Raw genomic sequence first — 22,321 nt, 5'->3', positions numbered from 1 at the left:
TTTCGTTTACTACCCAGATATATTCGATGTTATCGCACCTACCGATTTGGATAATTGGGAAAGGAAGTATTTCGCATTATGACACAGAACTCTGTCGCATTGAAACATTATCAAATGTACATTAACGGTGAATTCAAGGACTCCACTTCTGGTAACTTGATCACCGTGATCAACCCAGCTACCGGGGAACCTATCTCCACTGTTCCTAGTGCAACTCTCGATGAAACTCGCGAAGCCATCGATGCTGCCTATGAAGCTCAGAAGTCCTGGAAGAAGGTTCCTGCCGCAACCCGTGGACAATACCTTCACGACGTTGCCACTGAAATTCGTAAGGACTCCGCTCACCTGATCGCCATGTTGCAAGAAGAACAAGGTAAGATCAAGTCATTAGCCACTACGGAAATTCTATTCTCCGCTGACTACTTTGACTACATGGCTAGTGCTTCACGGACCTATGAAGGAGAAATTCTTCAATCTGATAACCCTAACGAAAGCATCATGATCGACAAGCAACCAATTGGTGTCGCTGCCGGTATCTTGCCTTGGAACTTCCCATTCTTCTTAATTGCACGGAAGATGGGTCCAGCTTTGGTTACCGGGAACACAATCGTCATGAAACCAAGTACCGATACGCCTAACTTGGGCCTTGAATTTGGGAAGATTTGTGAAAAGGTTGGCATTCCTAAGGGTGTCGTTAACATCGTTACGGGACCTGGTGCCATCATCGGGGATGAACTTTCCAAGAACAAGAAGATCGGCATTATCAGTCTGACTGGTTCCGTTAACTCCGGGAAGCGGGTCATGGCTGCTGCTGCCACCCACATGGCCAAGGTATCTCTAGAACTTGGTGGGAAAGCACCTGCCATCGTTTGCAAGGATGCCGACATCGATTTGGCCGTTCAATCCATCATCGATTCACGGGTTGACAACAACGGGCAACTTTGCAACAACTGTGAACGGGTCTACGTTCAAGAAGATATTGCAGATGAATTCACGAGGAAGTTGGCTACCAAGATGGGTGAAGTTACCGTCGGCGATCCAATGGCTCACGAAGACATCGGCATGGGTCCACTGATCAACCAAGCTGCCTTAGATAAGGTATCTGGCATGGTTGACCGCGCCGTTAAGGCCGGTGGCAAGCTGGAAACTGGTGGTCACGTCGTTAAGATCGCTAAGGGCTTCTTCTTCGAACCAACGGTTATTAGTCACGTCAAGCAAGATTCCGAAATCGTGCAAGATGAAATCTTTGGCCCAGTCCTTCCTGTCTTAACCTTTAAGACTTTGGATGACGCCATTGAAATGGCTAACGACAGTGACTTCGGGTTGACCTCCTCCATCTTTACCGAGAACCTCGACAACGCCATGCGCGCTTCCAAGGAACTCGAAGATGGTGAAACTTACATCAACCGGTTCAACTTCGAAGCCATGAATGGGTCTCACTCCGGCTGGAAGGAATCTGGTATCGGTGGTGACGATGGGAAGCACGGGATCGAAGAATTCCTGAACACCCACGTTATTTACCTACAAGGCCATCCTGAAAAGGCCAACGGCTAGTCATAGCGTCGAAAAAAGGTAATTCGTCAGGAATTATCTTTTTTCCTGTGAATGTGAAAAAGTTTGATTAGTTCCGTCAATTTCGACGATTTGATGCAAATTATTGTAAACGCCGGTATGACGGTAGTTTAAAGAACATAGGTAACGAGTTACTTTCGTGAAAGCGCTTGCTTTTCTCGCTACATGTGTGATAATTATCAATGTAAACATAAATTTAAAACCGAGGTGCCAATTATGAAGATTAAAGCTGCAGTTGTTGATAAGCAAAATGCTGATTTTGAAATTCGTGATGACGTTGAACTGGCCAAAATGGGCCCAGATGACATTCAAGTCCACATGGTTGCCAGTGGGATCTGCCATTCCGACGAAGCGCTCCGTACTGGGGTTGCCGTCATTGACTACCCTATCGTATTGGGGCATGAAGGCTCTGGGATCGTTGAAAAAGTCGGCCCCGAAGTTACCCAATTCAAGCCGGGCGATCACGTTGTCCTGAGTTTCTACGGCTGTGGGAACTGTAAGAGTTGCCTGAAGGGGATTCCAACGCAGTGTGAAAACTACGCTGCCAACAACCTTTCTGGGGTTCGGCCAGACGGGACCGCGCACTTTACTGAAAACGGTCATGACATTGCCGACATGTTCGACCAAAGTTCCTTCACATCAACCACGGTCGTTCGGGAACGGAACGCCGTTAAAGTCGACAAGGACTTGGATTTGCGGGGCTTAGGTCCTCTGGGCTGTGGCTACGTAACTGGTTCTGGAACTGTCCTGAACACCTTAAAGCCAAAGCCTGGTGACACGATCGCCGTCTTTGGGACTGGGGCCGTTGGGTTGGCTGCCATGATGGCCGGCCGGATCTCTGGTTGCACCAAGGTTATCGCCATTGATATCGTGGATTCTCGGCTGAAGTTAGCCAAGGAACTCGGTGCCACTGACACGATCAACAGTAATGACGTAGACGACGTGGTCAAGGCTGTGCAAGACTTGACTGGTGGCTACGGTGTCAACTACGCGGTCGACACGACCGGGGTTGCTAGTGTCATCTCCAATTCCATCAACGCTTTGGCACAAGGTGGGACTTCGGCTGCAATTGCCGTAACGAACCACCACATCGACCTGGATACTTGGAACGACCTCTGTGTCAACGACAAGAGTGTCATCGGGGTCAACATGGGGGACTCTATTCCTCAAGTTGATATTCCACGGTTGATTGAATTCAACAAGTTAGGCATGTTCGACTACCAGAAGACTGAAAAGTTCTACAAGTTCAGCCAAATCAACGAAGCCAATGCTGACTCCGTTTCCGGGAAGACGATCAAGCCAGTCTTGGTCATCGATGAAGACTACGTTCCTGGCAAATAACCGTTAAAATTTTAGGTAAAGGAAAGTGAGATGTCCTGTGAGGCATCTCACTTTTTGTCTGCCCCTGCTAAATTCTAGTAAGGAGACACCTCTCGTTGCTTTCACCCAGTATGCCCGAAATGAACCGTAATAGCGAGAACTATCGTTTTACCCACTTAGCTAACAAGTTGCTGGTTCAATCCCTGCCACACTCATCTCCACATCCACTAATTTTCTTCTCAAACATCTCGTCCATTGACCCACTACCCGACACCACTTACACTAAAGTCAGTCTCTAAATGATTAGGAGGTTTTTGCCCATGGCAACTCGTCAAAATATCTTCGATTACATTGCAAATAACTATGCCGCAACGCCAGTCTACACATTCAAAAGCTTCCCCCACTACGCCGTACTCAAGACGCCGCAGAACAAATGGTTTGCCCTAGTCATGAACGTGTCCCAAGAAAAGCTTGGCCTCTCCGGTACCGATGAGATCGATGTCATTGACCTCAAAGTCGACCCGGATCTCGCAGGTATTCTGCGGCAGAAGCCCGGCTATCTTCCGGCCTACCACATGAATAAAGAACACTGGCTCACCATTGTTCTGAATGATCAGACCGATACTAAGACACTCTACCAGCTCATCGATGATAGTTATAATTTGGTTGGTTAATTCTAATAACTAATTATTAATAATAGAAAAACCATTCAAAATAAATTTCATTTTCCCGGTTGACACCGTCCTTTTCCGGGGGTACACTAGCCTCAATTCAATAAATCGTCCGAAACAAACCATTGAGGTGGAGATCAAGATTATCGTGCACGTAAAGAGAGCCGTCGTTGCTGAGAGTACGGCCGAACGCAGGTAGTTAAATGGACCACCGAGGGCTTCCCCGAAACATTTGCAGTACGGGAAGACGTGCGACATACGTCAGTTGTCAGGGAAATGTTAGTTTCCTGTGGAGAGGGATGGGGTCCGTCTATTTGATGACGACCCATCTAATTAAGGTGGCACCGCGGTTAAAACCGTCCTTAACACATTGGCTGTTGAGGACGGTTTTTTGCATACATTTTTAACCTAACCGAGGAGGAACCCTAATGCTCAAACGATGGCAAAGCTCAATGTTATTTCTAACCCAGACAATCACACAATTTGGAGGAATACATCATGAGTTTATTAGATCACAAGAAAGCTTTACTATTATGCGCCGGAATCGTTGTTATCGGCGGCGGTATCTTCGCCGTCACTGCCCACTCGAAATCCACTAAGACCGCGGCTGCACAGCACTTAAACCTGTACCAAACCGCCACGATTTCCAGCCTAGACGTTTCCAAGATCACCGACAATATTTCTAGCAACACGCTCAGTCAAGTTGGCGAAGGCCTTTACCGCCTGAACGCCAACAGCCAAGCTGAAAATGCTCTGGCTACCAAGACCACCGTTTCCGATAACGGCCATCAATACACCATCAACCTGCGTCACGATGGCAAATGGAGCAACGGTGACCCCGTGACCGCCCAGAACTTCGTCTACTCATGGGAACGGACGCTGAATCCGAAATCCAAGTCGGAATTCACTTATCAATTTGCCAATATTAAAAACGCCAACGCCATTGCTGCCGGGAAGAAGTCGCCATCAACCCTCGGCGTCAAGGCGGTCGGGAAGTACCAACTGAAGATCACGCTGAGCCAACCCGCCTCCTACTTTAAGAAGATGCTGGCCAGCACGACCTACTACCCACTGAACGAAAAAGCCGTCAACAAGTATGGCAGCAAGTACGGTTCCTCTGCTAAGACGACCGTCTACAACGGGCCATTCACCCTCGCCAACTGGAGCGGGACTAGCGATAACTGGACGTTAAAGAAGAACGCTACCTACGCTGAAGCGAAGTCCGTCAAGCTTCAATCCATCGACTACAAGGTCATCAAGGACAGCACCACGGCCTACAACCTCTACCAGTCCAAGAAGCTTGACCAAGTCACGTTGAGCGGCGAGCAAACGACGCAAAACAAGAACAATGCCAACCTGAAGTCATTATCCGCTGGTCGGATTGGCTTCATTCAATACAACGAAAACAACAAGGTTGCTGCCAACCAGGACTTACGGACTGCCATTTCTCTGGCGGTTAACCGGCAACAATTGGCGACCAAAGTCTTGAAGAACGGCTCTGTACCAGCCAAGACGTTCGGCGTCCACGACATGATGAAGAACCCCAAGACTGGTGCTGATTTCACCAGCGACGCCTACACCAAAGGCACCGTAGATTACGCCCCAGCGCAGGCCAAGAAGCTCTACCAGAGTGCCCTGAAGCAACTCGGCAAGAAGGCCGTCACGCTGACCATTACCTGTGGCAACGACGACGCCAGCCAAAACATCGCTGAATTTGTCCAAAGCGCCATCACCAGTAAGCTGGGTGCCAAGGTCGAAGTCCGGGCCATGCCATTCCCATCCATGCTCAGCAACGTTTCCAAGGGCAACTTCCAACTGAACCTGACCAGCTGGGGTATGGATTACGCCGACCCAATTCAATCTCTGCAGATTCTACAATCGGCGAACAACTCTAACATGGGCCACTACGATAGCAAGGCTTACGACGGTGCTCTGAAGGCCGCCGAAGGAACGGATGCGCTCAACAAGACCGCTCGCTACCAAGACCTGGTCACTGCTGCACAGACCGCACTGAAGGACCAAGCCGTCACCCCACTCTACGAAAGCCGGACCAGCAGTCTGGTCAACCCCAAAGTCAAGGGTGTCGTCTACAACAAGTTCAATGGTGACGCGGATTACCGCGCTGCTTACGTTGCCAACTAATACCTGTTCCGCAACTTTACAGTACCCCCTCGCAACGCGCTCATGAAATCTATGGGCGCGTTGTTTTTGATTACTTTGCACCCTTTTTGCAGCATTAATTAGACAAACCTGATATCAAACATAATTGGTAACAATGTGGGTTTGCAAATAATATCGGCTAAAATCAATTACCAGCTGTATTTGAAATTGAAAGTTGGCGTTGCCTAGCCGGAGGCAGCCAGGGATGGCGCCAGCCGTGACGACGGTGTTAGGCCGGGCGCTCGCTTCTCCCCGGACTTACAGCGTGGGACGTGTTCGGAAACTCGCAGAACTTTGGCGAGGTTCCGAACCGAGCTGGAAGCCCGCTCTTTGGCTGCAAGCGGTCCCCACAGCGGCAGAATCCCTGGCAGCCGCAGGCGATAACCCAACTGTTTCAAATTAAAGGGGGTGTTGCGTTGCAGTGGCGGTTAAAAACGGTATAATTAAATTAGCAACTTAATTACACGTTTTCATAACTCGGGTTGGCCGCTGAAAACTCTCGTAACGGTATGCCTTAGGGTTAGAACGTCACAGAAAGGTCTCAGAAGTTATGGAGAGCGAACCAGATAAAACGCCATTACGGCACGACCATTACCCTACTACTGAAGCAGAGTATGAAGCCGAGTTAACTGAAACGGAAGCAGAATTCGAAGAGCAACTGGAAGAAGTCGAAGACAAAGTTCACGGCCAAGTCCAACGTTACCTGTTATTTGGGGCGTTGACCGTCGTCGTCAACATCGCCCTCTTCTACTTCCTATCGCACACCCTGGGCATTGAATATCAACTGGCCAACTTTATTGACTGGATTCTGGTCGTCCAAGGGTCATTCTGGTTGGACAGAACGTTTGTCTTCAAACACAAGTCCAACACGCCATTTCGTGAAATGGGAACCTTCTACAGCACCCGGATTGCAACGTATCTGATTGAATTCGTCATGCTGTGGTTAGGGATCTCCGTCATGGGCGCCAACGGGACCATCACCAAGATCATTGGTCACGCGGTTGCCGTCACGGTCAACTACTTCCTATCCATGAAGGTCGTCTTCAAGCACAAGCCTGAAGCCAAAGAAGAAGCTAAGTAACTAGACAAATGAAGCGGTCATCTCGCTGGAGACGGCCGCTTTTTCATTTCAAAATAAAGGTTGGATCTGCTCATGACACTCTCACTACTGTTCACCAGTATCGGCATTTTCTTCGTCACGGACACCGATGATCTCATCGTGCTCCTGCTCCTCTGGTTGGCCGCCAAGAATCGCCGACAGGCCCGCGCCATCATCATCGGGCAATACCTGGGCATCATCACGTTGATTCTCGCCTCATGGCTGATCAGCCGGGGCATGCTCCACTTCAACGTAGCTCACTGGACCCACTGGTTAGGCCTGGTTCCCTTCATTCTGGGGGTGACGGGCCTCGTCAACTGGTGGCCCGCACGACACAATCAAACGTTGCCACCCCAACTGGCTCGGGTCGTCAGTCTGCCGCTGGTGTGGTCGCTAACACTGGGCAATGGTGGCGATAACCTCAGCATCTACATCCCCTTTTTCACCGGCTTAACAGCGACCGACTTCGGTGGGGTCTTCCTCATCTTTCTGGTGTTGGTCGCCCTCTGGCTGGTGGCTAGTCACCGTCTCGCCCGTTCGACAGCTGCCACCACTTTCTTCGCCCGATTCGGTGCGTGGCTTTCACCCTTACTCTTCATCATCGTGGGATTGGCCATCCTCTTCTAAAATGTTTCATGTGAAACAAAACGTCTCGTTCAGGCAATTGCTGCCTGAACGAGACGTTTTTGATTTTATGACCAATCCTAAATTCTACCAGAAGAGCTGGCCAGCTTGCCAGAGCAGGTAAGCACCGTAAAGCATCACGACGATTCCGGAAAGGATGTTGACCCAGAGCATCAGCTTCTGTGGCAACCGTTCTTTCAGGAGGCCAAGAATCAACGTGATCCCGGCAAACCAGATGGCAGTCGCTGTGACGACCCCGGTGATAAATGGCAGGACTTCCCCATCAGCCAGCGTACTCCGCAGTGCCCCGAACATCAGGCTTGTATCGATAATGGCTTGAGGATTAGCCCAGGTCACGACCCACGCATTGACCAGCGACTTCCCCATGGGCATAGTCTGACTGGAACTCGCTAGCCGAAAACTACTGGCGGACCGCAGAATCCCAAACCCAATCCAGAGGACCAGAATTCCCCCGAGCAACATAATAATTAATTTAACCGTTTCGTGTGCCCCAATCAGGGCGCCCATCCCGAAGAAGGCAGCTAAAGTCAGTGCCGTATCGGCGAACCAGACCATGACAGCGACGACGCCGGCCCGCGGTAGCCGTTGATTAATGGCGTTATTAAAGACAAATAAATTTTGCATCCCGATTGACGAGACTAGCGCGATACTTAGTAACAGCCCGCGGAAAAACATTGACATAGAATTTCTATCCTCTCATTTTGCACTATCTAATGATGATACACCACCTGAACGAAAAAAACAGCCCCCAAGGCGAGCTGTCAGTGTAACACGAATCTATGTAAATTGATAACTTCCAGCCTATCAACGCGATTTCAAACGAAGTCTTGCCCGACAAATCCGGTCTTATCCGTCGCCGTGATTGGCCGCAACACCCGACAAGGATTCCCAGCAGCAATCACGTTAGCCGGGATATCGTGCGTCACCACGCTGTTGGCTCCGACAATGGTATTCTCACCAATCGTGACGCCCGGCATCACCGATACATTGGCGGCTAACCAGCAGTGATTCCCGATTGTAACGGGTTTGGCAATGCACCCGCCCAGCTGACGTTCAGTCGGATCAAACAGATGATTGCTGGTGTACAGGCCAACCTTGGGGCCAAACAAGACGTAATCGCCAATCGTAATTCGGCCACCATCAAGCATGACCACATCGTAATTGGCGTAGAAGTCCCGACCAACGTGAATGTTCGTCCCAAATTCACAGCGAAAGTTAGGATTGACCACCGGATCAGCACCGGTGCTTCCCACTAATGCCGTAAACAATTGCGTCCGTTCCGCTGGATCATTCGTCGCATTGAGCGCGTTGGTCTTGATCGTAGCACGATCTCGTGCTGCAATCAGCACTGGATCGAGATCATTGTAAGGTTTACCAGTTGCCACGTAGCTAAACTTTTCCTGTAGGTTCATAGGAAAACCTCCTTCTTAGCGTTAATCATACAAGTTTTGAAAATCAGTCGCAACTTCCCCAATTCCAGGTATAATAGGGGCAAGACAAACCTTACAGGAGGATCACTATGAGCCACGACCACATCATTTATCAAGCCAGCCTCACCCCACAGGGCGACCCGCAGATCACATTTACCCCGGAAACTCCCGACTACGCCAACGTCGATGTCTTCCGTAATTTACTCATGCTATCCATGCAAGCCTCACAGGATGTGCTGCACCTGTCCGATGACCAATTCGAAAAGCTGGTGACTGATGCCTTGGCCGAAGCTCGCGAACGGCGACAAGACAACCTGTTGACGTCACAGGATACCCTTAAACTAATCACCAAGAATCTCACAACCAATAAACGGGAAGAATTTACCATCCCCCTCAGTGATCTTCAGGACCTCAGCAACGACGATGACACGTTGACCGTGACAACGTCCAAATTTTCATTTTCCTTCATTGATAACGAGGCTTACAAACAAATCAAGAAGAACGTACCGGCCGACGCCGTTGCCCAAATTCCAGACGCACTGGGCATCGACCACGTGCTCTACGCCTACAAATCCAATCGCGAGGGCGTGGGCCAATTGATCCAGTATGCGCAGGCCCATAACCTCTACACCGAAATGACCACGGACGATGACGATGATGAGGTTCCCGATACGCCAGAAGAATTCGACAAATTCATGGAACAGGAATTCGGCTATCTCCGGGATGGCAACGATGATCAGTCCGGCAAGTCTTCAAATATTATTCCCTTTCCCAAACGATAGACCAAAACTGCCAGCGCCTTTTTAGAGTGCTGGCAGTTTTATTTAGCCGATTGAAATGGACAGCGGCTGATTTAGGGCCTGCGCAATCCGCGCTAGCGTTTTAACTGAAGGATTGCCTGTACCATTCTCAACACGACTGATAGCGGCTTGACTAGTTCCAATACGTTCTGCTAACTCTGCCTGAGAAAGATTAGCTTCTTCACGAGCTTTCATGACCGTCACTGCTAACTCCAACTGCGCAACTTCAGCGTCAAACCCTTCTTTAAATTCTGGATTTTCGCTGAGCTTGTCTATTAGGTCGTCAACCTTTTCTAACTTCACAGTTATTTTCCACCTTTCAGAAATTCATCTCGGACGTTCTTAGCATGCCTAATCTCCCCCACGGGTGTTTGATTCGTTTTTTTCTTAAATCCATGCGTGATAATGTATTGATTAGCAATCGTATGAAAGTCAATGCCCCGAATATATTCCCTTCCAATACGCGTCCTAAGCTCATAAAGATTCTGATCTATCTTCTTTACCCACTGCATCTCTCGCGCCACTAGCATCCCCTCAGTCTCAACAAGTCTAATCGTTGCTAGCACCTTGCGTCTTTCTTTATCAGATAGCGATTTTAAAAAATCCTCGAATTCAGATTTACCATTAGATTGCCCCATATAAGTAAAAACAGGTTTAGAATCCTTCATGTCCAGCTCCAATCATTTTACTAGGCAACTCACTGGTCTAATAAAATGGTAAAGCCATTATATCATATATGATGTTAAAACAATATATTTTACATTCCGCTTTATCCATTTTCCACTGACCACCTACTCCTTAACTACGTAATCAAAGGCGAAATATTTTTCAATAGCAGAAATATATTTTTTAAATTAGCTTGTTACTCCAGTGTCCCTCGCAGCACCGCCAACACCTGCTTCTGCGCCGGCGTCAGCACGTGTGACGAGCGGTAGACGATGCTAGAAATAAACGCCGGTTGCTCATCATCCAACAGTTCCAGCCGAACCACGTCATCGCGGTGCTGATCGACCAGCGCAGTCAGGTAGGTGACGCCCACGTTTTCTGCGACTAGATTCATGATGATATGGGTGTCGCGGGCCCGGTAGACCACGTCCGGCCGGAAATGATTGCGCCGGGCCAGCTGATTAAACGCCGTATTATGGATAAAACTACTATTAAATAACACGAACTTTTCCCGACGTAGCTCACTGAAGTAGATCCGTTTGCGCGCCGCCAGAGGGTGCTGCCGTGAGACAAAAATGTTGAACGGCTTGCGATCGAACTCTTCAGCCACCAACGTCTCGTACGATAGGGGCTCCGTTGACCCCAATAGGGCCAGATCTACCTGACCGTCGCGCAGGGCGTTGCGCAGCCAGACCGACCCGCCTTCCAAAGTCTCGATATTTTCCAACATCCCCAGCTCTTGCAAATGGGCAGCCACCCGTGGGAAGTAGTGGTTCTCAATGATTGGCGGCAATCCCAGTACCGTTCGCTGTTGTGTCAGATTGCTGATCTCGTGATGGGCCAGCGCCAATCTTTCCAGAATAGCCGCCGCATGGATCGCCAACTGCTGACCACTCGCCGTCACCGTCAGGGTGTTGTGGACTCGGTCACGTAACACCAGTTTTGATCCAAAATCCGTTTCCAATCGCTTGATGGCAGTGGTAATCGTCGGCTGAGTCACGCCGAACTCCAAGGCGACCTGCGAAAAGTTTTTTAATTTAATTAAACGGTCGAAATAGGCTAAGTCTTTCGTGTTCATTTTAGAACTCCCCTCTAGCACTGTTTATAGGCCCATTATAAATTATTTTTATAACAACCGCTAGATTTGACTATAGTTTTTGTAACCGGTTATAGTATGACTTGTAAAGTTAACCACGAATTGGAGGAAATCATCTATGAAATCCACAGCTGCAATCTTAAATAATCCATTTTTAAATAAAGGCACCGCGTTTACTCAGGCTGAACGCCAATCACTCGGTCTCGTCGGGACGTTACCCAGCCACGTCCAAACGCTGGACGAACAGGCCACACAAGCCTACGCGCAATTCCAAAGCAAGCCTAATGACCTGGAAAAACGCATTTTCCTGATGAACCTGTTCAATGAGAACCGGACGCTCTTCTTCCGGCTGATGGACGATCACGTCGTTGAATTCATGCCAATCGTGTATGACCCAACGGTTGCCGACTCCATTGAAGAATACAGTCACCTCTTCACCGACCCCCAAAACGCCGCCTTCATCTCCGTAGATGACCCCGACAACGTCGAAGCTGCCTTGAAAAATGCCGCTGACGGTCGGGACATCCGGTTGGTCGTCGTAACCGACGCTGAGGGAATCCTCGGTATGGGTGACTGGGGCGTCAACGGTGTCGACATCGCCGTGGGTAAACTGATGGTTTACACCGCAGCCGCCGGCATCGACCCCGCCCAAGTGCTGCCCGTCAGCATTGATGCCGGTACCAACAACGCTACCTTACTCGCCGATCCCCTCTACTTAGGGAACCACCACAAGCGGGTCACCGGTGACCAATACTACGACGTCATCGACCGCTTCGTGACCGCAGAACAGAAGCTATTTCCAGAATCACTCCTGCACTGGGAAGACTTCGGGCGCTCCAACGCTCAAGTCATCCTCGATAAGTACAAGGATAAAATTGCCACATTTAACGATGACATCCAAGGAACTGGGATGGTCGTCTTAGCCGGAATCCTCGGCGCCCTGAACATCTCCAAGGAAGATATCAAGGATCAAAAATTCGTGACGTTCGGTGCCGGAACTGCCGGCATGGGTATCGCTAACCAGATTCTCGATGAATTGAAGCGCGCTGGCCTTTCTGAAGACGAAGCCCGCAAGCATTTCTACGCCGTCGACAAGCAAGGCCTGTTATTCAGTGACACGCCAGACCTGACCGCCGCACAGGAACCATTCACCCGCGACCGCGCCGAATTCGACAACGCCGACGAGCTGACGACCCTAGCTGCCGTGGTCAAGACGGTTCACCCAACCGTCCTGATTGGCACGTCTACCCAACCGGGAACCTTCACCGAAGCCATCGTCAAGGACATGGCGGCTCACACGGAACGGCCAATCATCTTCCCACTGTCCAACCCAACGAAGCTGGCCGAAGCGACGGCTGCCGACCTGACCAAATGGACGGATGGTAAGGCTCTGATTGCCACCGGGATTCCTGCCGGCGACGTGGACTACAAGGGCACCACTTACCACATTGGCCAAGGAAACAACGCCCTGATGTATCCGGGTTTGGGCTTCGGTCTGATTGCCGCCAAGGCCAAGGTCTTAAACGGGGAAACGCTCTCTGCCGCTTGCCACGCCCTCGGGGGCATCGTCGACACCACCCAACCCGGTGCTGCCGTCCTACCACCCGTTTCGCAACTGACAGCATTCTCCCAAAAATTGGCTGAAATCGTGGCCCAAAGCGTTCTCGACCAGAAGTTAAACAAGGAACCCATCGCCAATGCCAAGCAAGCCGTTGCTGACATGAAGTGGGTCCCAGAATACAAGAGCCTCGACTAGTCTGCTCCTAGAAAACCTAATTCAGACATCAATTTGTGCCAGCAGGAGTTGGTTTAACCCGATTCCTGCTGGCACAATACGTCGTGATCCGTTGCGTATGATTAAGTTGTAGCATAACAGTTAATCTTAAAAACCACTTGTCTCAAAAACAAATCACTACCCTACAGCACTTGGCATAAGTCGCTGAAAGAAATTATTTGAAAGAAGGACGTCACTCGTGGCTGTATTATGGAATTCGATTCAAAGTGTCCTCGTCGTTGTTTTAATCATGATCCTTGGCTTTGTCCTCCGGCGACAAGGCTGGTTCGATGATAAATTCGGCGGGACCATCTCAAAGTTTATTAAGAACATTGCACTGCCCGCCTCCATCTTCGTTTCCGTTCTAAGTCGGTTAACGCGGGGGCAACTGGTCTCCTTCTCGGGTTACCTAGTCTACGCCTTTCTTGCCGTTATCATCGGCTACGTGATTGCATTCGGCCTGGTACGGCTCATGCACGTGCGGCCTGGTCGTAAAGGGATCTTTATCAACGCCATGGTCAACGCCAACACCATCTTCATCGGGTTACCCTTGAACATCGCCCTGTTTGGCGATAAGAGTATGACCTACTTTCTGGTCTACTATATCGTCAACACCGTATCCACGTGGGCGTTTGGGGTCTTCCTGATTTCAAACGATGATCCAACTAAGCCGAAGGAAAAGCACCACAACAAGATTGACTGGAAGAAAGTCATCCCGATGCCACTGGTTGGTTTCCTAGTTGCCCTGATTTTCCTGCTTCTCAACATCCCCGTGCTCAAGGTCAGCTTCATTAACTCTACGCTGACTTACGTGGGAAACCTGGTGACACCGCTCTCCCTGATCTACATTGGGATTGTCCTGGCCGATGCCGGGTTGAAGAGTATTCACTTTGACCGTGACACCATCGTCGCCTTGCTGGGTCGGTTCGTCCTGTCCCCTATCCTGATGGTCGGGGTATTACTAGCTGCCGGTCACTTCGGCGCCACCTTCCCAACGCTGGCTTCACAAGCCTTGATCGTGCAATCCGCAACACCAATGCTGGCCGTCTTGCCAATCCTGGCGAACGAAGCTCACGGTGACGTGGAATACGCCACCAACGTAGTCACGACTAGTACCGTTCTATTTATTGTCGTGGTCCCAGTCTTGATGCCATTGATTCAATTTATCTAGTCTGCTTACTTCCGATTTTGTGAGGGGGCACTGCCGTTATGGTGGTGCCCCTTTTTGACGTTTAAATTTTCCCAGACAAAAGGGCCGCTCCTCACTGGAAGCGGCCGCTAATGTTTCACATGAAACATTGGTGTTGCTTTAACTTTAGCCGTTAGTAGGTCGTCACGACGGCCCCCATAATTTGCAACTCGCCATTGACGCGTTGGATCTTCATGTCCGTATTCAGTGGCCATTCGTACTTGCCACTCCCGTGAATGCTGGCAACGACCCGGTTCTGTCCAACAACGCGCCAGCCATCGCCAGTAGCTGTTACCGCCACGTGATCCTCAGCAGAGGAGAAGTACCGCATGGTGCCCCGCTGAAGTTCACCTAACCATTCGGCTCGAGGCTGAACGTAGCCGGTCATGTGGGTCAACGTGAAGTCTGGCGCCAGCAACCGGTCCAGCGCCGTCGTATCATCGGCAGCCATGGCGACGTTGTAGGCACGATACAAACTCAAAATTTCTTCATTCATTTTTACTTACTCCCTTTCAACTTAACTGATTGAACCTACTCTAATCCCTTGAAGTAACTGCAAGGCAAGCCTTTTTCCAAAATAATCACAAAAAACTCGCCGCAGATCCGGGGGAATCTACGACGAGCTTCTTGTTAGACGTTGTTTTTTCTATATTCGTTTGAATCCACTACTACTTTGAAGTCGACATACCGGTGATTCTTGCTATCCAGAATATTCTGGTAGACCACACTCATATCATCGATCCCAACCATTTCAATCTGTCTTATTCAAGAACAACTTACTTCCGGTTAATCCCTAAACTGTCGCGTGAACCCAACGTTTCATCGTGAGCTAACCGCATCACGAGGTCAGCAATACTCTGCCGGGAAACATCGTGGCCGCCGAAGGGTTCGCCCTTTTTAGTGACTTGATAATCCGTGTCACCACCATTGTCGAACCAGCCGGGACGGATCACCGTGTAGTTCAGGTCAGAGGCTTCCACAGCATCAGCCGCGTTCCGGTAGCCCTTCAGCATTGGATTGCGCCGTAGATTTCCGCTTGCACCAAGGCTAGCCGGAATTTCATTGTAAATACCCATGGAGGAGATAAACAACAGCCGCTTGACACCAGCTTCGTCCATCCCTGCAATCAGGCTTTTGGCCATGCCAGCCAAGTTACCACTCAAGGCGGCAAAAACCACGTCCTGCCCCTTTAAAGCGTCCTGTAAAATTGCCGCGTCGGTGACACTCCCACTCACTGCTCGCTCGCGGTCGGATAGCTTACCCAAACGCGCCGTACTCCGGGCCATCAGTGTTAACTGATCATCCGTGTTGTCCAAGAAATATTGCCGGGTGACACTGCCCACAGAACCCGTTGCGCCAATAATTAAGATGTTTGTCATAATAAATATCCTCCGTTCGTAATTGAATAAACCTAGTGTAATGCCTTGCAGTTACTTCAAGGCAAGCGTTATTTGCAAATTAATTTAACTTTTTTAGTTTGACTGCCGTTCACCCGGTACAATCAGGAAGATTGCTGCTAATAGGGCTAGAACCAGCAGGCCACCACCCATTAAGATAGCGTGTTGGAAGCCGGCCACTTGTCCGGTAAACAACCCCTGTACCGTTACCAGAATCGACAACCCCACAGAGCCCCCAATCTGATGCATAGCGTTAACAACACCAGAGGCTGCCCCCGCGTCAGATCCACGCGTATGGGCCACACCAGCTGCCGTGAACGGACTCAGCGAGAAGCCTTGGCCAATCCCAACAATGACCATCGGTGCGGCAATTCCCCACCAGTAGCCAACTGCTGGTGTAAAGTGACTCATCCACACCATGCCGATCGCCGTCAGGGCAATCCCAATGACCAACAAGCCACCGTTGCCCCATTTCGCCGTTAAGCGTGCTACCTGTAAGGCGACGATAAAGTTCACGATGGTTAAGGGGAAGAACGCCACCCCAGCCATTAAGGCGCTGAATCCGAGTTGATTCTGCATCAGCTGGGGCGTGATGAACCAGAAGCCCATCATTGCTCCCAAATAGAGAAACCGGCCAACGTAGGCGCCGATGCGTTCACGGTCGGTGAATAACCGCAATGGCATGATGGGTTGTCCCGTTCGATGTTCTTGATAGATGAAGATTCCTAAGAAGAGAATCGCCAACAGGAAGGCTGGCAGCTTGGCCCAGTCACCAATAATGCTGTAGACCAGGGCACTCATCCCGATCAGAGAACTAAAGGTCCCCAGCCAATCTAATTTGCCGGCCTGACCGTTGTCTTTATCCAAATACTTAACTGCTAAATAGAACATCCAGATACTGATTGGCACGTTCATAAAGAAGCCGACCCGCCACGTCAATAGGCTGGCGAAGACGCCGCCGATGACTAGACTCACACTAGCCCCGATACCGGCCATGGCCCCGTAATACGCAATGGCCTTGACCCGTTCGGCCCCCTCATAGGTGTCCATCAGGATAGCCAGTGTCGTCGGTGCTAGAATAGCCGAACCAATCCCTTGAAAGGCCCGGGACACAATGATCATGGGTGCGTTGACGGCTAACCCGACGAGCAGTGACCCTAAACCGAAGATGACCAGACCAATCTCGAACACCCGTCGGCGACCAAATAAGTCCCCCGCCCGGCCGCCTAATAGAAGGAAGCCTCCAAATGTCAGCGAGTAAGCGCTACTGACCCAGGACAACGTTGCTTGCTTCAAATTTAAGTCTTGCGCAATCTTGACCGTCCCCGTGAAAATGATCGAGTTATCCAATAAAATCATAAAGTAACTCATTAAGATGACCAGTAGAATCCAGTCGAATCGTCTTTGCTTTGCCATGTTTGTTTTACCTCTCTCGTCTTTAATTGAATGATTAGGAGTTTAGACCTTCATCTGGACTTCAAGGCAAGGGGTAATTTGAAAAAGATTGAATTTTGCATTCACATGGCAAAAATCCCGCCAGACAGCCATAGACTCTGCGGCGTCAAAAATCGGCATAAAAACACGGGCTAACTTTAATCGGTTAGCCCGTGTTTTTATTATTAATAATTAATTTCATTCAGCTAGTCGCTAATAACTAATAATGACTTGATGGCTTCGCGTTTATCCATTGCGGCATAAGCCTCCGCTACGTGGTCAAGGTCGAAACGCTTGGTGAATACCTTACCGGGGTGAATCTTACCGATCAAAACGGCATCCAACAGCACGTTCCGGTCGTAAGTCGTGACGGAAGCAATTCCCCCGCGCAGACCGATATTCTTCCAGAAGAGGTTGTTCGTGTTCATCTCAGCTTTTTGAGGAACGCCGACCCGGCCAACAACGGCACCGGCCCGACCGACTTTAACGGCCGTATCGATGGATTGGGCGGTCCCAACACACTCCAAGACGGCATCGGCACCAGCGCCATCAGTCAGTTCCATCACACGCTTAACCGCGTCATCCCCACGTTCAGCAACCACGTCGGTCGCCCCAAACTCTTTAGCTAAAGCTTGGCGATCGGCATGACGACTCATCGCGATGATCCGCTTGGCTCCACGAAGCTTGGCGGCAATCACACCACACAGCCCCACGGCACCATCGCCCATGACGACAACCGTGTCACCGTCCTTGACTTCAGCGGTAGCTGCGGCATGGTAACCGGTCGCCATCACATCGGCCAACGTCAACAGGTCGTTGAGTTGGGCATCGGAGTAGTCGCTAGGTTGGCCAGGAACCTTGACCAGCGCCCAGTTGGCATTCTTGAAGCGTAAGTATTCGCCTTGGTACCCAACGATTTCGTCATCGGTCCGGGCATTTTCACAGTTGCCATCAAAGCCAGCCAAGCAGGCCGCACAGTGACCGCAACCGTGAGTAAATGGTGCGATGACAAAGTCACCCGGCTTGACGTTGGTGACCTCGCTCCCAACACTTTCAACGATAGCGATGGCTTCGTGGCCGACCGGCGTGTTCTTTTGCCGGTCATTGATGCCCCGGTACCACCACAGGTCGGAACCACAGACACAGGCCCGCACGATTTTTAAAACGGCGTCCGTAGGATTCTTGACCGTTGGCTTAGGTAATTCTTGGGCTTCAACCTTGCCCGGTTCAACAAATACAGCTGTTTTCATTGATTCATCCTCCAATTTCAATCGATACGGTTAGTGTAGACCTTAAAGTGGACTTCAAGGCAAGCGAAATCTGATTAATTCTGAAAATTTCGCCACCAGCCACGTAATACCTGTTGGTCGCGAGGCAAATCGCCGGCTGTCATTCCGAGACCCATCACGAACGTCCCTTGCGTAATCAGCTGTTCAAAGTCATCCTCGTAGCCCCCAGGGTTGCCCGCGTCCGTATAGAACGGGGCGACGACACCCCGAAAGGCACCCAACTGTTGCAGGAAGCTCCGCACCGGCGTGGCGACCTTACCGCTCCAGACGGGCCCTCCGACCAACAGTGTTTGATAGTGGCTAAAGTCCGGTAGTCCATTGGTCAACGTCGGCAAATTGCCGCTCGAAAGTTGCTGACTGGCGACATCGGCGGTCGCGAACATATCGGACGGAAATGTGCCTTCCGCGACGGTCAAATTGACTTTATCCGCCCCCGTCACCTGCTGTAAATCAACGGCCATCTGGGCGGTCGTCCCGGACCAGGAATAGTCCACGATCAAAGTTGAGCTTGCCATCTGAAAATCTCCTTCACGTTTCATCTTGTGTCTAGTATACCGGGTTACAGTCCCTCTAAGTCAATGCTTAGCTCAGGAATCGTATTAATCACATATTTATTGCAATTATTAACTATTTATAAAAAGTATGGACTCAACCACCCCCGTTATCGCGGTGACCGAGTCCATGTTAACCTTTCGCTTAGTGCATACTTCTACACCATCCGACTGTACGGATCGACAACCAAAGCCTCTGACATCAGCACTTCTGTGTAAATATCGTGAATCAGGCTGAGCTCAACTACGTGTTGACGGGCCTGCTCCGTCAAGAATTCACGTTCACTGGCAAACGCCTGCATCATCGCCCAACGTTGATCACGACTCTGCAGATACGTGATAGCCGCGTGATGACTGACGGTTCGCCGCCACCGATGTAGGAAAGAACGCAAGGGGTTGGTATTATTTTGATCCCGCAGCTCGTAGATGACGGCTCGTTTCACGTCAGCGGTCAAATCTAATGCATTGACGCGTTGAATCCCGACCGCCGTCATTTCCTCGCGAATCCGCGCTAGAATAGCCGGCTTACTGAGTGCATCACCATCCTGTGGCAAGAGCCGCTTGAAGAGAACCGTTGGCACCAACATGCTAACGATGATGACGACCGTTTCTACTAGAATAATCTGTTGGAATTGACGTGCTGACACCATACCACCAATCGAAAATGTCATAGCCAGCGTCACCGTTCCGTGGACACCGCCGAGCGCAAACAGCCAGCTATCCCGCCACTGCCGCCGAGCAATGAAGCCGTAAGCATAGACGACCCGACAAATAATGAGTAGTAGGTAAACTGCGAGGCCCAGCCACAACCACCGCAATGACTGGAACATTTGTCGATATTGGCTACTGACGATGCGTTCCAGACTGATTCCCAAAATGACGAAGACCGCACCATTCAAGATTTCCGAACCAAAGTTCAACAGTTGCGTGCCGAAATACATTTGTCGCGGCGAGCTAAATCGGCTACTATTGGCCTCACCGTTATTGACGAGTCCTGCCACAACCACCGCAATGATGCCAGAAACAGCGACTTCTTCGGCAACCAAATAAATGATGATTGGCGTTAGCAGGTACAGTAGCGATTGCGAGGAAACCACGTTGGCATCGGTGCGTACCAACGCCTGTCGAAACAGCATGAAGGCCACCGCCAATACGGCCCCGACGAGTGCCCCACCGATGGCAGAAACTAGGAGTTTGCCGACGTTTTGACTGAAGGAAAATTCACTAGTCTTCAGCCATAGCAAGCCTGCCTGTAACAGGATCAGACCCGTCGCATCGTTAAATAGGGATTCCATCTTCAATTGGTTCCCCAGACGCTCACTAATCTTGCGGCCGGTCATGACCGATTCAAACGCCGTCGCATCGGTTGGCGTGCTAATGGCGACCATGACTAGGGCAAGTGGCAGGCTCACAGCAAAGATACCGTGCAGACCCAGCGACGCAATGACGGCCGAAATGATAGCCAGCACGAACGCGGTCCCCAAAATACTAGGGATGCGCCGACCAACCCGGACCATCGGCGTGATCTGGCCTTCAAAGAACAGCAACGGCGCGAGAATAAAGATCATGAAGGTCTCGTTCTCAAACTCCAAGACCAAATGGTTCAAACTGGGAATGAGAGCCACAATGATTCCGGCCACCAGTGCAAAATAGGTCTTGGAAATTTTAGGCACCCACTGCGCGACTAAATTCGCCAGAGCAACCGTAATCAGTAGAACAAATGTCGATGTAAATAGCGCCATGCACGTCTCCTCCACAAACTAGATTTTTTCCAATTATACACCAAAGGGGACGACTACCTTATACATAGCCGTCCCTAATCGTTAATAGGCGTTATTAGATTCATCGCTATCTTCAGTTGGTTCTTGCGCAACCTTATCGGCATGCTGGCGTTCCAACTCGCGAAGCTCCTCTTCTGTCGCTTCCATGTGATCGTAGAAGTGATTGAGCTTGTAATTCAGGTGGTCAATGGCCGCCTGTAAGTCATCACGTTTTTCTTCCATCACGCCGAGTTGTTCCTTTAAGAGGGACTTTTGTTCCTTAGTATTGTCCTCTTGAGCGTCAAACAACGCAATATAGCGCCGGAGACTTTCAATGCTCATCCCCGCTGACCGCATCTGCGTCACAAATCTAATACGCCGAATGATGCGGTCGTCTATGTCCCGGTTACCGACCGCGGTCCGGTCGATGGGGGGAATCAATGATTCTTTTTCGTAGTAGCGAATCGCTGCGGAGGAGACCCCCGTTTTTTCGCTGGCTTCTTTAATATTCATTTTATCTTTGCTCCTCACAGATTAGTAAACAGGACGATCTTGGCCCTCAGTATCAGGGTCAGCCATCCCAATGCTATCACGGCTATACTTGCTAGGGTCGGCGATGATCGTCAAAACAACATCGGCAACACTCCGCCGTGACCCCGAAACGCCGTTGTAGGCTTGGTCTTTCGTGGTCACTACGTATTTAACGCCACGGTCATTCAACCAAGGCAACCGCAATGTCGTGTAGTCTAAACCAGAATCAGCTAATAGCTTATCGGACCGGCGTGCTGGTGCCATCCCGGCACCGATCATTTCTGAATTCCACCGACCAAATTCACCGCCAACTTCATTGTACAGCCCTAAGACATTGGCGAACAGAACGCGGGAAACGTTATTGGCCTTCATCCCGGCAATGACGCTGTTGGTCAAGCGGTTTTGCTGGTCGTGATCCACGACGGCAACGAACACCAGGTCTTGACCCGCCATAGCGGCACTCACGGCAGCTGGGTCAGTGATGTCTCCTTCAACTAACGTGACGCGAGGGTTGTCTTGCAAGTTGGCAAGCCGACTGGTGTTCCGTAAGAAGAGGGTTAAGTCAACATCTGCGAATTGATCTTCCGTTAAAACCCGATGTTCTACGATTTGGGCGATTTGCCCATTAGCTGCTAAAATCATTACTTTTTTCGTCATTATAAAGTTCCTTTCTTCACGCTTGAATGACCTTAGGTTAAACCTTCATGTGTACTTCAAGGCAAGCGGAAAGTTTGAAAAAATCAAAAAAGATGATCCCTACCCTATTTAGTAGTGAATCATCCCCAAAGACTTAGTTAACTTTCTCTTTGCCAATCGGCTCTGTGCGCTCAAAGTTACCGATATCTTTCATCTCAGAACGGAAATCAATGTCACTGAAAGACCCACTCAGCCAAGGATTTGACCCCTGTATTTTGCCAGTCAATGCGTCACCTTCCTT

23 protein-coding genes are annotated in these 22,321 nt (G+C 50.2%); 10 read left to right on the top strand and 13 right to left on the bottom strand.

Translation table 11 applies throughout. The features are described from left to right. Positions 1 to 78 precede the first annotated feature (78 nt). The 7 genes from aldA to ACEPSU_RS01225 all read left to right on the top strand — a co-directional run bounded on the left by aldA (position 79) and on the right by ACEPSU_RS01225 (position 7,449). Complete coding sequence (gene aldA, locus ACEPSU_RS01255; RefSeq protein ID WP_395322299.1) at positions 79 to 1,554, top strand: aldehyde dehydrogenase; 1,476 nt, start codon at positions 79 to 81, stop codon at positions 1,552 to 1,554. 234 nt (positions 1,555 to 1,788) lie between these two features. Continuing rightward, positions 1,789 to 2,913, top strand: coding sequence for an NAD(P)-dependent alcohol dehydrogenase (locus tag ACEPSU_RS01250; RefSeq protein WP_395322297.1), 1,125 nt, complete (start codon positions 1,789 to 1,791; stop codon positions 2,911 to 2,913). A gap of 299 nt (positions 2,914 to 3,212) precedes the next feature. After that, entirely contained in the window at positions 3,213 to 3,566 is a 354-nt protein-coding gene (locus ACEPSU_RS01245) for an MmcQ/YjbR family DNA-binding protein (RefSeq protein ID WP_395322295.1), read from the top strand. 495 nt (positions 3,567 to 4,061) lie between these two features. Continuing rightward, positions 4,062 to 5,705 (top strand): peptide ABC transporter substrate-binding protein, encoded by a 1,644-nt coding sequence (locus tag ACEPSU_RS01240; protein ID WP_395322293.1) that lies wholly within the window; start codon positions 4,062 to 4,064, stop codon positions 5,703 to 5,705. A gap of 223 nt (positions 5,706 to 5,928) precedes the next feature. Continuing rightward, a complete protein-coding gene (locus ACEPSU_RS01235; RefSeq protein ID WP_020089906.1) occupies positions 5,929 to 6,126 on the top strand; it encodes a hypothetical protein in 198 nt (65 codons plus the stop codon). Positions 6,127 to 6,273: 147 nt separating this feature from the next. Next, complete coding sequence (locus tag ACEPSU_RS01230; protein ID WP_020089907.1) at positions 6,274 to 6,804, top strand: GtrA family protein; 531 nt, start codon at positions 6,274 to 6,276, stop codon at positions 6,802 to 6,804. A gap of 72 nt (positions 6,805 to 6,876) precedes the next feature. Next, a complete protein-coding gene (locus tag ACEPSU_RS01225) occupies positions 6,877 to 7,449 on the top strand; it encodes a cadmium resistance transporter (protein ID WP_395322290.1) in 573 nt (190 codons plus the stop codon). Positions 7,450 to 7,533: 84 nt separating this feature from the next. Here ACEPSU_RS01225 and ACEPSU_RS01220 read toward each other — a convergent pair whose 3' ends face one another. Both ACEPSU_RS01220 and ACEPSU_RS01215 read right to left on the bottom strand, forming a co-directional pair. Beyond that, positions 7,534 to 8,148 carry a LysE/ArgO family amino acid transporter gene (locus ACEPSU_RS01220; RefSeq protein WP_395322288.1) on the bottom strand — a complete coding sequence of 205 codons (615 nt, stop codon included), beginning with the start codon at positions 8,146 to 8,148 and terminating at the stop codon, positions 7,534 to 7,536. 134 nt (positions 8,149 to 8,282) lie between these two features. Then, a complete protein-coding gene (locus tag ACEPSU_RS01215; protein ID WP_395322286.1) occupies positions 8,283 to 8,879 on the bottom strand; it encodes a sugar O-acetyltransferase in 597 nt (198 codons plus the stop codon). Positions 8,880 to 8,986: 107 nt separating this feature from the next. On the opposite strand from ACEPSU_RS01215, the gene ACEPSU_RS01210 reads away from it, so the two are divergent. Further along, the gene (locus ACEPSU_RS01210; protein WP_395322284.1) at positions 8,987 to 9,679 is read left to right on the top strand and encodes a hypothetical protein; all 693 of its coding nucleotides are present in this window, start codon (positions 8,987 to 8,989) and stop codon (positions 9,677 to 9,679) included. Between the two features lie 42 nt (positions 9,680 to 9,721). Here ACEPSU_RS01210 and ACEPSU_RS01205 read toward each other — a convergent pair whose 3' ends face one another. The 3 genes from ACEPSU_RS01205 to ACEPSU_RS01195 form a co-directional block, all read right to left on the bottom strand. Continuing rightward, positions 9,722 to 10,000: a helix-turn-helix domain-containing protein gene (locus tag ACEPSU_RS01205; RefSeq protein WP_020089912.1), complete on the bottom strand. Its 279-nt coding sequence runs from the start codon at positions 9,998 to 10,000 to the stop codon at positions 9,722 to 9,724. A 2-nt stretch (positions 10,001 to 10,002) separates the two neighbouring features. After that, positions 10,003 to 10,365 (bottom strand): type II toxin-antitoxin system RelE/ParE family toxin, encoded by a 363-nt coding sequence (locus ACEPSU_RS01200; RefSeq protein ID WP_395322281.1) that lies wholly within the window; start codon positions 10,363 to 10,365, stop codon positions 10,003 to 10,005. A 194-nt stretch (positions 10,366 to 10,559) separates the two neighbouring features. Continuing rightward, positions 10,560 to 11,441, bottom strand: a complete 882-nt coding sequence (locus ACEPSU_RS01195) for a LysR family transcriptional regulator (protein ID WP_020089914.1) — start codon at positions 11,439 to 11,441, stop codon at positions 10,560 to 10,562. 136 nt (positions 11,442 to 11,577) lie between these two features. On the opposite strand from ACEPSU_RS01195, the gene ACEPSU_RS01190 reads away from it, so the two are divergent. Beyond that, positions 11,578 to 13,215 (top strand): malolactic enzyme, encoded by a 1,638-nt coding sequence (locus ACEPSU_RS01190; protein WP_395322279.1) that lies wholly within the window; start codon positions 11,578 to 11,580, stop codon positions 13,213 to 13,215. 217 nt (positions 13,216 to 13,432) lie between these two features. Continuing rightward, entirely contained in the window at positions 13,433 to 14,404 is a 972-nt protein-coding gene (locus ACEPSU_RS01185) for an AEC family transporter (RefSeq protein WP_395322277.1), read from the top strand. A 151-nt stretch (positions 14,405 to 14,555) separates the two neighbouring features. On the opposite strand, the gene ACEPSU_RS01180 is transcribed toward ACEPSU_RS01185, so the two are convergent. The 8 genes from ACEPSU_RS01180 to ACEPSU_RS01145 form a co-directional block, all read right to left on the bottom strand. Beyond that, positions 14,556 to 14,918, bottom strand: a complete 363-nt coding sequence (locus ACEPSU_RS01180; RefSeq protein WP_395322275.1) for a nuclear transport factor 2 family protein — start codon at positions 14,916 to 14,918, stop codon at positions 14,556 to 14,558. Between the two features lie 280 nt (positions 14,919 to 15,198). Next, on the bottom strand, positions 15,199 to 15,801 hold the full coding sequence (locus tag ACEPSU_RS01175; RefSeq protein ID WP_395322273.1) for an NAD(P)H-binding protein: 603 nt from the start codon (positions 15,799 to 15,801) through the stop codon (positions 15,199 to 15,201). Between the two features lie 93 nt (positions 15,802 to 15,894). Next, a complete protein-coding gene (locus ACEPSU_RS01170; RefSeq protein WP_395322271.1) occupies positions 15,895 to 17,235 on the bottom strand; it encodes an MFS transporter in 1,341 nt (446 codons plus the stop codon). Positions 17,236 to 17,459: 224 nt separating this feature from the next. Continuing rightward, the gene (locus tag ACEPSU_RS01165; protein ID WP_395322269.1) at positions 17,460 to 18,503 is read right to left on the bottom strand and encodes a zinc-dependent alcohol dehydrogenase family protein; all 1,044 of its coding nucleotides are present in this window, start codon (positions 18,501 to 18,503) and stop codon (positions 17,460 to 17,462) included. Positions 18,504 to 18,577: 74 nt separating this feature from the next. Beyond that, positions 18,578 to 19,057 carry a flavodoxin family protein gene (locus ACEPSU_RS01160; RefSeq protein WP_395322267.1) on the bottom strand — a complete coding sequence of 160 codons (480 nt, stop codon included), beginning with the start codon at positions 19,055 to 19,057 and terminating at the stop codon, positions 18,578 to 18,580. 194 nt (positions 19,058 to 19,251) lie between these two features. Then, positions 19,252 to 20,835, bottom strand: a complete 1,584-nt coding sequence (locus tag ACEPSU_RS01155) for a cation:proton antiporter (RefSeq protein WP_395322265.1) — start codon at positions 20,833 to 20,835, stop codon at positions 19,252 to 19,254. Positions 20,836 to 20,916: 81 nt separating this feature from the next. Then, positions 20,917 to 21,366, bottom strand: coding sequence for a MerR family transcriptional regulator (locus ACEPSU_RS01150; protein WP_395322263.1), 450 nt, complete (start codon positions 21,364 to 21,366; stop codon positions 20,917 to 20,919). Positions 21,367 to 21,387: 21 nt separating this feature from the next. Then, positions 21,388 to 22,041 (bottom strand): NAD(P)H-binding protein, encoded by a 654-nt coding sequence (locus ACEPSU_RS01145; RefSeq protein WP_395322261.1) that lies wholly within the window; start codon positions 22,039 to 22,041, stop codon positions 21,388 to 21,390. Positions 22,042 to 22,321: the final 280 nt, after the last annotated feature.

Origin of the sequence: Levilactobacillus parabrevis (assembly GCF_044051715.1) — a bacterium.
Lineage (GTDB): Bacteria > Bacillota > Bacilli > Lactobacillales > Lactobacillaceae > Levilactobacillus > Levilactobacillus parabrevis.
This window is presented reverse-complemented; position numbering and strand designations above follow the sequence as displayed.

What these genes read in the sequence shown, in the direction of transcription:
- aldA (WP_395322299.1), top strand. Translation starts at nt 79, where the DNA reads ATGACACAGAACTCTGTCGCATTGAAACATTATCAAATGTACATTAAC.
- ACEPSU_RS01250 (WP_395322297.1), top strand. Translation starts at nt 1,789, where the DNA reads ATGAAGATTAAAGCTGCAGTTGTTGATAAGCAAAATGCTGATTTTGAA.
- ACEPSU_RS01245 (WP_395322295.1), top strand. Translation starts at nt 3,213, where the DNA reads ATGGCAACTCGTCAAAATATCTTCGATTACATTGCAAATAACTATGCC.
- ACEPSU_RS01240 (WP_395322293.1), top strand. Translation starts at nt 4,062, where the DNA reads ATGAGTTTATTAGATCACAAGAAAGCTTTACTATTATGCGCCGGAATC.
- ACEPSU_RS01235 (WP_020089906.1), top strand. Translation starts at nt 5,929, where the DNA reads ATGGCGCCAGCCGTGACGACGGTGTTAGGCCGGGCGCTCGCTTCTCCC.
- ACEPSU_RS01230 (WP_020089907.1), top strand. Translation starts at nt 6,274, where the DNA reads ATGGAGAGCGAACCAGATAAAACGCCATTACGGCACGACCATTACCCT.
- ACEPSU_RS01225 (WP_395322290.1), top strand. Translation starts at nt 6,877, where the DNA reads ATGACACTCTCACTACTGTTCACCAGTATCGGCATTTTCTTCGTCACG.
- ACEPSU_RS01220 (WP_395322288.1), bottom strand. Translation starts at nt 8,148, where the DNA reads ATGTCAATGTTTTTCCGCGGGCTGTTACTAAGTATCGCGCTAGTCTCG.
- ACEPSU_RS01215 (WP_395322286.1), bottom strand. Translation starts at nt 8,879, where the DNA reads ATGAACCTACAGGAAAAGTTTAGCTACGTGGCAACTGGTAAACCTTAC.
- ACEPSU_RS01210 (WP_395322284.1), top strand. Translation starts at nt 8,987, where the DNA reads ATGAGCCACGACCACATCATTTATCAAGCCAGCCTCACCCCACAGGGC.
- ACEPSU_RS01200 (WP_395322281.1), bottom strand. Translation starts at nt 10,365, where the DNA reads ATGAAGGATTCTAAACCTGTTTTTACTTATATGGGGCAATCTAATGGT.
- ACEPSU_RS01195 (WP_020089914.1), bottom strand. Translation starts at nt 11,441, where the DNA reads ATGAACACGAAAGACTTAGCCTATTTCGACCGTTTAATTAAATTAAAA.
- ACEPSU_RS01190 (WP_395322279.1), top strand. Translation starts at nt 11,578, where the DNA reads ATGAAATCCACAGCTGCAATCTTAAATAATCCATTTTTAAATAAAGGC.
- ACEPSU_RS01180 (WP_395322275.1), bottom strand. Translation starts at nt 14,918, where the DNA reads ATGAATGAAGAAATTTTGAGTTTGTATCGTGCCTACAACGTCGCCATG.
- ACEPSU_RS01175 (WP_395322273.1), bottom strand. Translation starts at nt 15,801, where the DNA reads ATGACAAACATCTTAATTATTGGCGCAACGGGTTCTGTGGGCAGTGTC.
- ACEPSU_RS01170 (WP_395322271.1), bottom strand. Translation starts at nt 17,235, where the DNA reads ATGGCAAAGCAAAGACGATTCGACTGGATTCTACTGGTCATCTTAATG.
- ACEPSU_RS01165 (WP_395322269.1), bottom strand. Translation starts at nt 18,503, where the DNA reads ATGAAAACAGCTGTATTTGTTGAACCGGGCAAGGTTGAAGCCCAAGAA.
- ACEPSU_RS01160 (WP_395322267.1), bottom strand. Translation starts at nt 19,057, where the DNA reads ATGGCAAGCTCAACTTTGATCGTGGACTATTCCTGGTCCGGGACGACC.
- ACEPSU_RS01155 (WP_395322265.1), bottom strand. Translation starts at nt 20,835, where the DNA reads ATGGCGCTATTTACATCGACATTTGTTCTACTGATTACGGTTGCTCTG.
- ACEPSU_RS01150 (WP_395322263.1), bottom strand. Translation starts at nt 21,366, where the DNA reads ATGAATATTAAAGAAGCCAGCGAAAAAACGGGGGTCTCCTCCGCAGCG.
- ACEPSU_RS01145 (WP_395322261.1), bottom strand. Translation starts at nt 22,041, where the DNA reads ATGACGAAAAAAGTAATGATTTTAGCAGCTAATGGGCAAATCGCCCAA.